Annotated in this window: 16 protein-coding genes; 8 read left to right on the top strand and 8 right to left on the bottom strand. The window is 46.8% G+C overall.

What is annotated here, in order from left to right; genetic code table 11:
• Positions 1–28: 28 nt before the first annotated feature.
• Entirely contained in the window at positions 29–580 is a 552-nt protein-coding gene (locus tag ACDJ58_RS10320; RefSeq protein ID WP_109999877.1) for a hypothetical protein, read from the top strand.
• A complete protein-coding gene (locus ACDJ58_RS10325; RefSeq protein WP_413379582.1) occupies positions 580–1227 on the top strand; it encodes a YdcF family protein in 648 nt (215 codons plus the stop codon). Before ACDJ58_RS10320 ends, ACDJ58_RS10325 begins: the two co-directional genes overlap by 1 nt.
• Positions 1228–1274: 47 nt before the next feature.
• On the opposite strand, the gene ACDJ58_RS10330 is transcribed toward ACDJ58_RS10325, so the two are convergent.
• The 5 genes from ACDJ58_RS10330 to ACDJ58_RS10350 form a co-directional block, all read right to left on the bottom strand.
• Positions 1275–1448 (bottom strand): hypothetical protein, encoded by a 174-nt coding sequence (locus ACDJ58_RS10330; RefSeq protein WP_413377608.1) that lies wholly within the window; start codon positions 1446–1448, stop codon positions 1275–1277.
• A gap of 13 nt (positions 1449–1461) precedes the next feature.
• Complete coding sequence (locus ACDJ58_RS10335) at positions 1462–2256, bottom strand: DUF4097 family beta strand repeat-containing protein (protein WP_413377610.1); 795 nt, start codon at positions 2254–2256, stop codon at positions 1462–1464.
• A gap of 5 nt (positions 2257–2261) precedes the next feature.
• Positions 2262–2945, bottom strand: coding sequence for a TetR/AcrR family transcriptional regulator (locus tag ACDJ58_RS10340; RefSeq protein WP_413377612.1), 684 nt, complete (start codon positions 2943–2945; stop codon positions 2262–2264).
• A gap of 335 nt (positions 2946–3280) precedes the next feature.
• Positions 3281–5371, bottom strand: a complete 2091-nt coding sequence (locus tag ACDJ58_RS10345; protein WP_413377614.1) for an ABC transporter ATP-binding protein — start codon at positions 5369–5371, stop codon at positions 3281–3283.
• A gap of 12 nt (positions 5372–5383) precedes the next feature.
• Entirely contained in the window at positions 5384–7129 is a 1746-nt protein-coding gene (locus ACDJ58_RS10350; RefSeq protein WP_413377616.1) for an ABC transporter ATP-binding protein, read from the bottom strand.
• A 531-nt stretch (positions 7130–7660) separates the two neighbouring features.
• Between ACDJ58_RS10350 and ACDJ58_RS10355 the strand changes: the two genes are divergently transcribed.
• Together ACDJ58_RS10355 and ACDJ58_RS10360 are read left to right on the top strand one after the other, a co-directional pair.
• Positions 7661–7957, top strand: coding sequence for a HesB/YadR/YfhF family protein (locus ACDJ58_RS10355; RefSeq protein ID WP_413377618.1), 297 nt, complete (start codon positions 7661–7663; stop codon positions 7955–7957).
• A 71-nt stretch (positions 7958–8028) separates the two neighbouring features.
• Positions 8029–8478 carry an NUDIX domain-containing protein gene (locus tag ACDJ58_RS10360; RefSeq protein WP_413377620.1) on the top strand — a complete coding sequence of 150 codons (450 nt, stop codon included), beginning with the start codon at positions 8029–8031 and terminating at the stop codon, positions 8476–8478.
• 124 nt (positions 8479–8602) lie between these two features.
• Here ACDJ58_RS10360 and ACDJ58_RS10365 read toward each other — a convergent pair whose 3' ends face one another.
• The 3 genes from ACDJ58_RS10365 to ACDJ58_RS10375 all read right to left on the bottom strand — a co-directional run bounded on the left by ACDJ58_RS10365 (position 8603) and on the right by ACDJ58_RS10375 (position 10750).
• Positions 8603–9118: a hypothetical protein gene (locus ACDJ58_RS10365; RefSeq protein WP_063566333.1), complete on the bottom strand. Its 516-nt coding sequence runs from the start codon at positions 9116–9118 to the stop codon at positions 8603–8605.
• 184 nt (positions 9119–9302) lie between these two features.
• Positions 9303–9746, bottom strand: a complete 444-nt coding sequence (locus ACDJ58_RS10370) for a DUF441 domain-containing protein (RefSeq protein WP_024630316.1) — start codon at positions 9744–9746, stop codon at positions 9303–9305.
• Between the two features lie 5 nt (positions 9747–9751).
• On the bottom strand, positions 9752–10750 hold the full coding sequence (locus ACDJ58_RS10375; protein ID WP_413377622.1) for a YpdA family putative bacillithiol disulfide reductase: 999 nt from the start codon (positions 10748–10750) through the stop codon (positions 9752–9754).
• Between the two features lie 176 nt (positions 10751–10926).
• Here ACDJ58_RS10375 and ACDJ58_RS10380 point away from each other — a divergent pair, with 176 nt between their 5' ends.
• The 4 genes from ACDJ58_RS10380 to ACDJ58_RS10395 all read left to right on the top strand — a co-directional run bounded on the left by ACDJ58_RS10380 (position 10927) and on the right by ACDJ58_RS10395 (position 14077).
• Positions 10927–11520 (top strand): metalloregulator ArsR/SmtB family transcription factor, encoded by a 594-nt coding sequence (locus ACDJ58_RS10380; protein ID WP_413379584.1) that lies wholly within the window; start codon positions 10927–10929, stop codon positions 11518–11520.
• A 482-nt stretch (positions 11521–12002) separates the two neighbouring features.
• The gene (gene rsgA / locus ACDJ58_RS10385; RefSeq protein ID WP_413379587.1) at positions 12003–13082 is read left to right on the top strand and encodes a ribosome small subunit-dependent GTPase A; all 1080 of its coding nucleotides are present in this window, start codon (positions 12003–12005) and stop codon (positions 13080–13082) included.
• Positions 13083–13138: 56 nt separating this feature from the next.
• Positions 13139–13477, top strand: a complete 339-nt coding sequence (locus ACDJ58_RS10390; protein ID WP_079346840.1) for a L,D-transpeptidase — start codon at positions 13139–13141, stop codon at positions 13475–13477.
• A gap of 66 nt (positions 13478–13543) precedes the next feature.
• Positions 13544–14077, top strand: a complete 534-nt coding sequence (locus ACDJ58_RS10395; protein WP_175381324.1) for a GNAT family N-acetyltransferase — start codon at positions 13544–13546, stop codon at positions 14075–14077.
• Positions 14078–14178 lie beyond the last annotated feature (101 nt).

A 14178-nucleotide genomic window follows, 5' to 3' on the forward strand; every position in this document is an offset into this window, starting at 1 on the left:
TGTACGGAGATAAAGGGGGCGCTCGCTTATGCAAAATACAGACATGCAGCATGGTGACATGCTGGACAGCGAACACTCCAGAGAATTGTTTGCATATTACGGATTGGCTGTATATTATGGACAGGCGCTTGAACAGCAACTGGTCAATCTGATTTTATTAATGAAAATGTCCCAGGGCAAAGTTGTTTCCGAAGAAGATCTGGAAGATCTGTACGAACGGAAGATGAGCAGTTCACTCGGGCAACTCATTCATGAGGTGCGCCATCACTTTACTTTTTCGGAGGAAGAGACTCGTCAGTTGAATGAACTATGGAAGCAGCGTAATAGCATTGTACATCACTATTTCAAGGAACGAATTCATGAGACATTCAGTCCTGAAGGACGATCACGCATGATCAAGGAGCTGGAAGATTTCAAAGACCGTGCACAGGAACTGGAGATTAGTCTTCAGCAGTACACAGGTGCCTGGATTGCAGAGCTGGGGTTGGATGCTGAATCCGCTGCAGCGCTGCAGACACTCGAACGTATGCATGCAGAGAGCATGCACGCCCGGGCACTGGAAGAGGATGAATCATTGTGATGGAAGGCAAGTCCCGGATACGTAAAATAAAAAGCAGACACTGGCTTGTAATCTCCATTGCATCCCTAGTAATGATTGGGGTTATATGGACGTTAACTACGGCCTCGCTCATCTGGACCTTCACCGATGAGGAATCTTCCAGAAAGAGTGATGCGGCTATTATCCTCGGTGCAGCCGTAGAAGGGGATAACCCTTCACCCGTATTTCGCGAACGTATTGAACATGCCATTTTATTATATCAACAGGGGACGATCAGCCATCTGCTCTTTACTGGTGGTTCTGGCAGTGCAGGAGAACGAGCCGAAGCCGAAGTAGGACGAGATTATGCTGTTGCATATGGTGTAGATCCTTCAGATATTCAAATGGAGACAGAGTCGAGAATTACGGAGGAGAATCTGGTGAACTCGCTTAGCGTTGGGAAACAGGCGGGGTTTAACACCTACACGATTGTAAGTGACCCGCTGCACATGAAACGGGCGATGAAGCTCGCTAGCGGACTCGGCATGGATGCTGTTCCGTCCCCAACACGAACGACGGCTTACCAGACCTGGCGCAGCCAATTTCCCTTTCTGGCAAGAGAAACGATACTATATATGGGATATATGGTCAAAGGATGGATAGACAATCCGCAACAGCATGGAGAGTGACTGAACTGCGAGATTGTCTTTTTTTTGCGCATTTTTACCCGCTGTTTCTATGTTCCGGGATAATTAATCGCTGCACTAACCAATGCAGCCACCCCAAAACCGATGAACCACCAAGGCCAGCGCCGATTATTGTTTTTGCGCATGCTGCTGATCAAACTGATGATCCCCGTAAGTAATACCACGGTAGCCAAGCTGCTGCCAACGATCCAGCCGATGCTCATATGTTTACCTCCTCTATATGGAATGGAATGAATAGCTCCCTATGGTGAGCTTCCCACCTCTGACTTCTGCTTGAAATGGATAAGTACCGTTACGATACGTATGTTGATTATGATTGGATTGAAGCGGGAGATCACTGTTGAATCGGCCCCCAGCCTGCTTGAAGTCTAACTTGAATCCATCGTTTTCTGGTGGGATTCGCACTTCAACGTTACAACCTGTGGAGCGACTATCCAGAGATTGAAGCATCGTTGAGGAGTGAATGGTGAGTTGGCTGCCTGTCACTTTGGATTGAATATGGGTGAACTGACCGGATAACTGAACAGGTGAAGAAGTGGCTTGCAGTTGCATATGTTCGGCATGGAGGTCTGTTGCTGTAACCCGACTGCCCACTGATCGTAGACGGATATGCTGGGCATGGCCAGTTAAGGTGAGCTTGCCGGATGTACAGTCACAATCCCATTGTTCCGAAGAAACGTTATCTACAAGAAAGTGGGAACCAACTCCGTTGATCGATAGCCTTTTCAAGACCGCAGGCGGCAGTGCAATGTGGAGCGATGTGCGGTGAAAGTTTATGCCAAGCGGAAAAACTTGTTTTCGTCCATCGATCAGATGGAATAAACCGTGGCTGACGTTAGCTTCAAAACATCGAGTTCTTGGAAAACGAGCGGATCCCCATTGAGTAACACGGATAACCGCTTCTGTACCTTGGCTGATATGCACTTCACCTTGCATCCATTCCAGAGAAAGGGCGAGAAGGGGTTCTTCGGACAACCATTCTTTGCAAATCATATGTCTATTAGGTTTCAAAATGGTTATCCCTCATTTCTGTCATCCTCTTCATCCAGAATAGGATAAGCGCCCATCGCAGCATGTTGGTCTAGAATACGTTCAATTAGTGATTCACTCACAATATCGGCACCAAGCATTTCCATCAACCGCTGTAAAAAATAAAGACGTTGCTTTGTTTCGCTTGAATTGCGGCCGAACAGTGTTGGATTAATCCATATATTGACCAGCATCATGAATACTTCTGCACAAGCTTCGGGATCTTCGGTATGAATAGATCCATCTGTAATGCCTTCACGCAAAATCGCTGCAATCACCGGGGCATCGATTCGCACGGCCTGTTGAATCCCTCGTACAATGAACACTGGATTTTTGATCTGGGTTCGAAGTATGCGATCCAGGGAATGGGCCTGTTGATCAGAGACGACATGCTCCAAAATCTGAACTAACTTCTCTCTTGCTGGGGTGGTCGTTGTATTTGTAACTAATTGATCCAGCATTTGAGCCGAATAGTTGAACTGTTGTTCCATGACCGCGTCCAATATCTCCTCTTTGGATCTAAAGTGATGATACACAGCTCCCTTGGACATGCCTAGGGCAACAATGATGTCCTGAATACTCGTCTTTTCAAATCCTTTATCTGTGAACAACTGCGCAGCGATGTTCAGAATCTGCTGTACCGTCTGTTCAGGGTGCTTGTTTCTGGCCATAATAACCTCCTTATATTTTAGATACCGACCGTTGGTATGTATAATACAGGGAGATTTATCCATTGTCAATAAGAGGAAATTAGAAGTTATGAATATATTAAAGGAAATCTAAACCCAATTGAATCTGAGTTAATTGAGAAATAGGTAAGGTCAAGAAGAGATAAACAAGAGCGGAGAAATGTAGAGTGGAGCAGAGTAAAGTAGATTAGAGGACCCAACCTTCTTTCGGATTTTGGGTCATGGTGGACAAAATAAAAACCGATATCCCTACAGACCAAGAGGTCCGCGGGCATATCGGTTGGTGTTGAATTATATTTGCATTCATTCCCGTGCTACTACACGCCGCCTCCAGCAAAGGAGGAAGTGGTTCGAATGGCCTCACCCAATGGGTTGTTTCCACTCGTATCCGGTGCTGCTTGAGCACCTTGTTGCAGCTGATACATCTGATAATAGCGTCCCTTGAGTTCCATCAGCTCATCATGAGCACCTTGTTCAACAATTCGTCCGCGATGCAGGACTAGAATCTGGTCTGCTGAACGAATCGTGGACAGACGGTGGGCGATGATGAAGGTGGTCCGTCCTTTTTTGAGGACTTCGAGCGCATTTTGAATTAATGCTTCTGTTTCGGTATCAATGTTCGCCGTAGCTTCATCGAGAATCAGGATGGCTGGATCGAATGCCAGTGCACGAGCGAAGGAGATCAATTGCCGTTGTCCGGCAGATAAGGTGCTCCCTTTTTCGATAACCGGCTCGTCGAATCCTTGTGGAAGATGGGCAAGAATTCGCTCTGCACCTACGTCGCGCAGCGCCTGTTCAATCTGTGCACGAGTAATCTTTTCATCGCCGAGACTGACATTGGACGCCACGGTACCCGTAAACAGGTACGGATCTTGCAATACAATGCCCATATGTTCGCGAATCCACTGTTTAGGCAGATCCTTGACGTTCTGACCGTCGATCGTGATCTTGCCTTTCTGTGGATCATAGAACCGGAACAGCAGGTTGATGATGGAGCTTTTACCGGAACCGGTATGGCCCACCAGCGCGACCGTTTGACCTTGTGATGCTTTGAACGAGATATTGTTCAGCACATAATCTTTTTTATAAGCAAAGGATACATCGTCAAACACGACATTCCCCTTGTATCTCGGCATCGATCCATCGGTTACCGGTTCACCTGGTTCATCCATCAGTTCAAATACACGTCCGGCGGATACCAGGGAGGAGTCCAGGTTCGCGAGTTGGTTCACCATACCTGTAATCGGCTGGAACAAACGTCCGAGAACATCAACGAATGCATACAGCACACCCAGCGAGATGATACTTGTGCCGTCCAGCACACTAGAGCCGAAGTACCACAGAACAACCGCAAAAGCGATATTCCGCAAAACGTTAACCAGGTTGTGTGAGGTGAAAGCGTTCAGATTGAGCATTTTGTTCTGGTGTTTCATATAATCATCATTTAGATCCTCGAATTCCTGCTTGGTCTGTTTCTGATGACGGAATACCCGAATAATGGACATCCCCTGAATGGATTCGTTAATAATTGCATTAATCTCGCTCAGACGTGAACGAATAATCGTATTGTAACGAGTAGCGATTTTACGATAGAGCACAATCCACAGAACCAGCATCGGTACAACGAACAGCGAGATCAATCCGAGACGGAAATCCAGCAGAAAGAGCGCAATGTACACTCCAGTAATTGTAATGATCCCTGAGAAAAAGTTCGACAAAACTGCAACGAACAAATCCTTTACGGCTTCGGTATCGTTGGTGACCCGAGAGACCACTTTACCTGCAGGCAGGTTGTCGAAAAAGTGTACAGGCAATCGCTGGATATGTGCATACACATCGTTACGAAGTCTTTGGATGACTTTGTTGGCAGATGATTGCAGCCAGTATGTTTTACCAAACTCCATAATGACAGAGATGACAAGGAAGATCATGTAATACACAATCAATTGATAGATGCTTGGCATTTCGGGGTTGTAAAAGGCAAAGAGTTCACCAGCGGATAAAGGCACCGCCGCATATTGACCCGTCACTTCCCCTGCGCGTGTAACCGTCAGTGTTCCGTCCGCATAGGTTCGATCCCCATTGGGGGCACTAACGGGTTCATTGACAAAATAAAAACTTCTTCCGGCTTGCAGTACGCGCACCTGGGTACCTTTCGTTTCATCCGTTGCAAACCGGCCTTCACGTTTGTAGTTCTTTCCATTGTAGACCGCCGCTTCGCTTGAAGCTGTAGTCTCATAGAAAGGCTGCTCAATAGCGAGCAAATGATTGTCGATCATGGACTTGGCGATGAAAGGGCCGGCAAGTTCAGCCGCAACTCCAATCGTAAGCATAATTAAAGCGGCAATAAACGTACCTTTGGCTTTTAGAGCATATTGAAGCAGCCGTTTGCCTGTATTAGACTTCAAAGCGTTGACCTCCTACGTGGACAAATTAGACTCCACCTGTTGCCGTTCATACTGTTCACGGTACCAGCCGTTCATAGCAAGCAGTTCCTGATGGGTTCCTTCTTCCGTTATTTTCCCTTGCTCCAGTACGATGATTCGGTCAGCGTGTTCAATAGCGGACAGGCGGTGAGTCGAGATCAGCGTTGTTTTGCTCGAGCGTTTGTTGCGTATATTTTCAATAATTTTGGCTTCGGTTCGTGCATCGACGGCAGATAAAGCATCATCCAGAATCAAAATGTCCGGATCGGCGATAAAGGCACGCGCCAGCGATACCCGCTGTTTCTGTCCACCGGACAGCGCAATTCCTTTTTCACCAACGAGTGTGTCCAGTCCATCGGATAATGTGCCCAGATCTCCATCAAAGGCTGCAGTGCGAATCGCTTCCATAATTACACTATCATCTGCACCCGGCTTGCCGAATTGAATGTTCTGGCGAACCGATTTGGAGAACAGCACCTGTTCTTGTGGAACATATCCAATCCAGCTGTGCAGGTCATCTTTGGCGATATCCTGAATCGGATGACCGGAGATGCTTAACTTACCCGATCCGGCCGGGTATTCATGAAGCAATTGTTTGAGCAGGGTGGACTTGCCGCTACCTGTACGTCCCACGATACCCAGTGTCTGCCCGCGTCGAAGTGAAAAGCTGACATGACTGAGATTGTCTACAGTAGAACTAGGATACCGGAAAGTAACATCCTGCATGGCGATTTCTTCAGGATTAGTAATATGAGCAGGCTGATCAACATCTTTCACGGCAGGTTCTACAGATAGAGTCTCATTAACACGATCCAGTGAGGCACTACCACGCTGCATCAGGTTAATCAATTCTCCAATGGCGAACATTGGCCAGATCATCATCCCCAGGTACATATTGAACGATACGAGATCCCCTAGGGTAATTTCATTATGAAAAACAAGATAAATGCCGTAGGCAAGTGCAATCACATAACTGAGTCCGACACATAACCGGATGGTAGGTTCGAACAGTGCATCCATCTTGGCAACGGCCAGATTTTTGCGGTACACATCTTCGGTGACATCAGCGAACCTTTTCTCGTCCATACGTTCCTGAACATAGGCACGCACGACTCGAATGCCGGCAATAGATTCAAGCACCTGATCGTTCATATCCCCGAATGCATCCTGTGCCAATGTGTATCGTTGATGGACGGCTTTACCATAGATCATCATGGCGATGGCGATAAAAGGCAGAGGCAGAATTGCGGCCAAGGTCAGTTTCCAGCTAACTAGAAAACCCATGGCGAATAATACAGTTGCCAGAAAAGCAGTGGAGTCGGTTAACGTCAGCATGCCGAAGCCTGCTGTGGTGGCAATGGAACGAAGATCATTCGTGGCACGTGCCATCAGATCGCCGGTTCTGTTTTTCTCAAAAAAGGGAGGGGTCATCCGCAGCAAATGGTCCATAAAGCGTGACCGCAGCAAGCGTTCAACCAGATTGGCACCGCCAAACAGTTTGTGCATCCATATGTACGTTGTCAGATAGATAATGATGACCGATCCTAGAATAAGTAAAATGTAGCGTGTGAGTGAGGCGCCGGTGACGGAACCGCGTACAATCTCGTCAATGGCATTGCCCAGAAGACGAGGTGGCAGCAGTTCAATGATGCCCACCATAATAAGCAAGGTGACACCAATGAGGTATCGTTTGCGTTCCAGCCGGAAAAACCAGGCCAGATTTTTAAGTACAGAGAACAAGTGGTATCCCTTCCTTTCAAGTTCGTGAAATGCATGTTCCGTTCATGTTTAGCCATTTGAGCCCACAAAAAAAGACATACCGCACGCAGGCGGTATGTCTTGGGTATCATTCATACGGCAGCATGGCTCCGAGAGCAGAGCCACCACCGTAGATAAAGTTCGATTTTGAGAGTACAAAACAGCAAACCTGATTAGAGGCTTCTGTGATGCGGTCTTATGAACGGAATAACGATTTCATGGGTGCTCCGGTATTTAGTTGTATGCTGAATTGATGTAGATCGTCATTGTTAAACACCGTAACCACCCTTTCTTTTTTGGTAATAAATTGCATGTGGATCTCGTATGTTTGCATCTTAACACCGACTTTTACAATCTGTCAAACGTTTTTCCAAAACAGAAGATGCTGCGCATTGTGATGAAATTATGACAAGTGAATGAACTTTTTTTGCGTATTTGGGGTGGTTGAGGTTTGTAATCAGGCCATTGTAGCGATATGATGGAACATATATATAGAGAAGGAGCTGACACCAAATGAGTACCATACATGTATCTGACCGCGCTGCTCGCTGGTATAAGGAAGAACTGAATTTGAACGAAGGAGACAGCATTCGATTCTTCGCCCGTTATAGCTCCGGCGGAGGTCTTCATCCTGGCTTCTCCCTCGGAATCGCCGTGGAGGAACCGAGACATCCTGCTGATCAAACGAAGGTATCGGGTATCCATTTTTTTATGGAAGATCATGATTACTGGTATCTGAAGGGTCATCAACTTCATGTAGATGTCGTTGAAGAGGGACAGGATATCGAATATCGCTACACTGAGATTTAACGTGATATCTCTGCGTATATAGAATGGCTCATCACCGGTCGCACCGATTTTCGAACAGGAGGAGATACGACATGAATCCGCCAGCCCGAGATTTGGCCCAGTATATCGCGAATCGCTCTCATATTGTTGTTAAGGCGGCGGTTCGGGCCGAGAATGAACAAGGTGAATTATTGCTGATCCAGCATGCTGAACACGGACATTGGCGTATTCCTGCGGGACAAATGCGCCCGGGAGAAGCCATTGAGGACACCGCCCACAGGGAACTGTGGGAAGAAACGGGGTGGACCACCAATCATATGACACTTGAAGGATTGCATTCTGGTCCGAATCTGAGACATTTGCATGCCAGTGGGGATGAAGAATATTATGTCATTGCTATGTTCAGGGCACAAATTGTCCAGAATTCGCTCGTAGAATCACGAGTAAATAGCGAAGCAGGGCTGAAGTTTTTTGATCTCAAATCATTACCCAGGCTGAATGATTTTAGCCGCTTGCTGCTCAGGTCTTCCGAAATAGAATAAACACAACAAAGAAGACGCCTTTCCTGTCGGGAAGGCGTCTTCTTTGTTGTGGCAATCAAAATCTATGGACCATTATCCATGAGTACAATGATTATTCTTGTGAACCAGCAGGTTCATGTCCTAACTAGACTTGATCAAGCGGTTCTTCATCATCCATCGCAAAATCAAAATCGTCAATATCGAAGACCTGCACGGGAGATGCCGATTCAATAATACGTGCGATCAATTCGACCTGATCGGTAAGTATGGGGGTATCCAGGCGCTGTGAAGTGAGAAGCAGCTCGGTCTCAATGGGATCAAAATATTCACCATATTGTGCGGTATCAACCGCATTAATGATGGCGATGGAGACCTGATCACCAAACAGAATGGACGGACTTTTGGCCCAGGGAACAGCCAGGGCGCGCTCTATTTTTTTCTTATTCAAAGGTTCTTCAAAATAAGAAATCATTTCGTTAATCTTGGATTTCACATGCTGGTCATCCGCCGGATTATCCATCAAAGGGTCAGGGCTGGTCTGAAATTCATATAACTCAAGGATGGTGGTGTAAGGAACAATATATTCAACAGGCGCCGGCGGCGCGAGCAATTGACCGTAAATTGCCACCATCACGGCTTCTGTAACAAACTGACGTGACATGGGTTCCTGAATCCTCCTGCGGCCATTAATAGTTGCGAGGTGAATCAATTTATTTTGTATGAAGGAACATCAAATTGATTTCTCTGCTATGGACTTGGATGCTTGAATTGCATGAATAGAAGTATATCATACAACGGTGGGAAAAACAGCCAGTCAGCAGAAGGATGTCAAGTCCCAACTTTGATCATGATTTTCCGAGCAGTAAGGATAAAATTCCTGCTGCAATCAGGGGACCGACAGGTACACCCTTGAACAAGGCAACCCCAAGCACCGTACCAATAAGCAGCCCGGCAACGACGGTAGGCTGTGTACTCATTAGCGTAGCTCCTCGTCCTCCGAGATGGGCGACAAGTAATCCCACACCAATGGCGAGCAGCGATTTCCAGTGCAGAAAAGACTCTCCAATTGTCTGCAGACTGATTTTGCCGCTGGCGAGTGGTGCCATAACACCAATGGTCAGGATGATGATACCAATCGTAAGTCCGTACTTTTCCAGCCAGGGAAAAGCCTGATTTAGGTTCAGTACCCGCAGCAACAACAGAAATACCATGGCTACGGTTACGGGTGTATTACTGCTGATAATACCTAGCGCGGCGAACACAAGCAACAGCAGTGAGGTCATATCCATCGATTTCATTCCCCTTCGGTCTGCCCGCGATGACGACCTACGATATGTTCTGCAATATATCTTCCGTGCCAGCGCCCGGATTCAATAAATACTTCATTAGCATTGCGTCCTGATGCGATTACTCCACCAACGTATATGCCTGGTACGCTGCTTTCCATTGTCTGCGGGTCATATACCGGTTTATCCATATCCTCGGACATCTCGACACCTACGGAAGAAAGTAGCTTGCGGTCAGGACGGAATCCGGTCAAGGCCAGCACAAAGTCATTGTCGAGTTCACTTGTGGATCCATCAGAATGGAGTAAACGAATGGAATCGTCCAAAATTTCATTTACACGTGAGCCAAGGTGAAGTGAGATTCTGCCTTTTTGCACCATGCTTTCGAATAATGGACGAACCCATGGTTTAATATGTTCCGAAACACCGCTACCACGATAAACCATGTCAATATGTGCACCGACACGAACCAGCTCCATGGCAGCATCGACAGCTGAATTACTGCCTCCAATAATGGCGACACGTGTACGTGTGTAAGGATGAGCTTCACGGAAATAATGAGTGACTTTATCCTTGTCTTCTCCAGGGATGCCAAGATAGTTAGGGTGGTCAAAATAACCTGTAGCAACAACGACATTTCGTCCTTCATGAACGATTGCCTGCCCACGCCGATTGACCGTATGTACCTCGAACGTGCCATCGTCCTTGCGTTTGATTTCTTGGGCTTCCTCATAGTTATGAACACGCAGGCCGAAACGTTCGGCTACCTTGCGATAATAGGCGAGTGCCTCGTAACGAAAAGGTTTGTCGTTCGGTGTGCTGAACGGAACATTCCCAATCTCAAGCAATTCCGCTGTACTGAAAAACTGCATATGGGTTGGATACAGATAAATAGATTGGACGATATTGTACTTCTCAACAATTACAGCGGACAGTCCCAGCCGCTCGCATTCAATGGCAGCAGATAGACCGCATGGGCCTCCGCCGATAATAATGACATCTTCCATGTTCTTAATCCTCCTTATTTCAAGCACTATAATCCTACCGTAAATATAGGTTCAATGCCAGTTCAAGAAGGATACGGACGTAAAGAAATGATCTTGATCCTGGGGAATTGACTTAAGAGAGGGAAAAGACTAATATCAAATTAGATGATCATCTAAACGGAAGTGAGTTGAACGAAATGCAACTGGAGAAGATTGTGGCTTACCATAAAGCCCTGGCTGATCCGACCCGACTTCGGATGCTGCTGCTGTTATCCCAGGGAGAACTTCATGGTCAAGCGCTTGCCGAGAAGCTTAACTTGTCTCAGCCAACCGTTACACATCATGCATCCAAGCTAAGAGAAGCAGCGCTAATCAAAGAACGCAGAGAGAAAAATACGGTGTTTTTCTCGCTCAATCCTTATTTTATCCGGGAGCACGCACAGGCTTCAGTAGATTTTATTTTTAGACAAGAGGAGGTTGCCGATATGAGTGATGTGAATGAGACGCTGAAGGCATCCGTGATGCGGAATTTCTTCTCGAAGGATGGACGATTGCGTCAGATCCCGGCTCAATATAAGAAAAAGTTGATTGTACTGGGTCATTTGGTGGAGCAGCTTGAATCCGGACGGAAATATACGGAGAAAGAGATCAATGCATTCATTCAAAACTATCATGAGGATTTTGCCACCATTCGTCGGGAGTTTATCATGCACCAGTTCATGTTTCGGGAAGATGGGATCTATGAACTGAATCCGAAGGAGATGTGGACACGGTGGGATCAAGTAAAATAAGTGAAAAATAATTAGACTTGACAAAAGCGGTTGAAGCTGTGTAACATGATGGATAATTCTACAAGGGAGGCGATGTTAAATGACAAATCTAATGGCAGTATACGTTAATTTGAATATGAACAGCGTCTCCGGAACGGATCAAGGCATGTAATTTTACGGCAGTTGGGCAATATTGTCCATATGTACGTAACACAGAATAACATGCACAGATGAAGCCACGGGTGACGTACCCGTGGCTTTTTGTATGCCGAAAATGGGTTGTTTCTGGATAACGAGTATCGGATTGTCGTAATGATGCGTCCGATATGAAAGCCATACAAACAATCCTCTATTCGGCTAACTTCTTATTGCCGCGGGTGCAGTGCTGCTCGTGGCTTATTTGGTTTTGATGCCGGACCGGAGCATTCATTGTTGATTGTTGTCAATGTCAATGAAGGATAACACACCATTTATCGGGAGGAATTTTTATTTTGAATAACACGATGGAGAAATACGGCTGGTCTGCTAAGTGGCAGGAGTTGTGGGAGCAGACTGGTATGGAAGAACAATTAAGAAAACCGGCAAGAATTATTGCGGATCACGGGCAATTGCTTCGCCTGATTACGGCTGAGGGAGAATGCTGGGGACGGGTATCCGGGCGGATGCGTCATGATAATGAGGAGACTGGCATTGTACCAGCTGTTGGGGATTGGGTCGCTGTTACAGGGCAAGCTGGAGAAGAAGCCATCATTCACAGCATTGTGCCACGTCAGAGTAGGGTATCCCGACAAGCCGCTGGTCCAGTGACCAAAGAGCAATTGATTGCGGCGAATGTGGATACATTGCTGATTGTTGCCGCTCTTAATCATGATTTTAATCTGAGACGGCTCGAAAGATACATTATGATGGCCTGGAATGGTGGAGTCAGACCTGTCATCATTCTAAGCAAAAGTGATCTGAGCGAAGATGTGGAAGAACAAATTTCGCTGGTGGAAGGCATTGCTCCTGGAATTGAAGTGTTGGCAATATCGGCTGTTCAGGATCAGGGCAAATCTTTACTTGAAAAATTTCTGTCTCCAGGCACAACGGTAGCCTTGACGGGTTCTTCCGGTAGTGGCAAGTCTACCCTGGTCAACTGGATGATGGGCGAAAGTGTACAGCTCACGCAGGCCGTTCGTGAGGACGACAGCCGCGGACGACATACGACCACTCATCGGGAAATATTTGTACTGCCGCAGGGAGCGGTATTGATTGACACACCGGGAATGCGTGAACTCAATCTGTGGGATGAAGGTCAGGATGGTTTGTCACATGCTTTTGGTGAAATTGAGCAGCTTGCAACGGAATGCAGGTTTCAGGATTGCACTCATACCGGGGAAGCTGGTTGCGCCGTCAAGGAGGCTATTCAGGAAGGTTCATTGGATGAAAAAAGGCTGGGCAACTACTTGAAAATGCAAAAGGAACTGAAATTTCAGCAACGTAAGGAAGAGGCCGCATCCAAAAGACGGACCGCTTCAAGCAAACCCGTCAGTTCCCGCAAACCGAAACATGTCCGCAGTACAAAAGACTGGGAAGAGGCCTGAGACCAGGTGGGCATCCCTCTATATCCTGCATAGGATAGATCAGGAGGGATGTCATCATGCCAGATTACAGCATCATCGTGGACCTGTCGGATCATATGTTATATCTTTTGGATGGCTCACAGGTGGTTAAGGGTTATCCTGTCGCTATAGGCAAGATGCTCACGCAGACGCCTAACGGCGTGTTTACGATTATTAACAAACAAGAGAACCCTGGAGGGCCATTTGGCGTTCTTTGGATGGGGTTGTCGGCGCCGCATTATGGGATTCATGGAACGAATGATCCTTCATCCATTGGCAAGTCCGTTTCTCATGGATGCATACGCATGTATAACTCGGATGTGCTGGACCTTTCTTCCAAAGTGTCAGTCGGCACACAAGTAACGATCCGGCCCTAGGGCCGGATTTATCTGATGAAGGGGATTGTAAAGTCACGGCTTGGCCGAGAGAAAGGGAGTAATAACATGCAAATCAGACCAGCGCGTGAAGGGGATGCGGAAGCCGTAGCCCATGTACATACAGAGAGTTGGAAGACAACATATCGAGGGATCGTGCCGGATGATTTTTTGGACAATCTGACTACAGAATCAAGGTTGTCCCAATGGGAACGAAATATCCGTTCTGGCGAAAAGGATCAGATTCTGGTGGTGGCTGAGCAGGAAGATGGGAAAATTGTCGGATTCGCCTGCGGTGGAAAGGAACGTGAAGGCAAATTGCCTTACGATGCTGAGTTGTATGCTATTTATTTACTGAAAGAAGTGCAACAAACGGGTATCGGCCAGCAGCTGGCGAAACACGTCGTTCGTTATCTCCATTCCCTGGACATGAGGAACTTGCTGATCTGGGCACTGGAGCAAAATTCAGCCTGTCGTTTCTATGAAAAAATGGGCGGAATCCCTGTCCAAACACAGCAAATCCGAATTGGGGGTCAAGATCTGTTAGAGGTTGCTTATGGTTGGGAGGACTTGACTCTATTTGGAGAGAACGGTTCCCAGTAGTTGAATAAATGCAAATTTAGATTAATCTATTAGGCTTTGAGAAGCATTTTCCCATCAGAGGATGAAAGGATTCATCTGTTCTTCACGTTTGCGCAATCCTT

It is taken from the genome of Paenibacillus taichungensis (assembly GCF_047302525.1).
GTDB classification, from domain to species: Bacteria; Bacillota; Bacilli; order Paenibacillales; family Paenibacillaceae; genus Paenibacillus; species Paenibacillus taichungensis_B.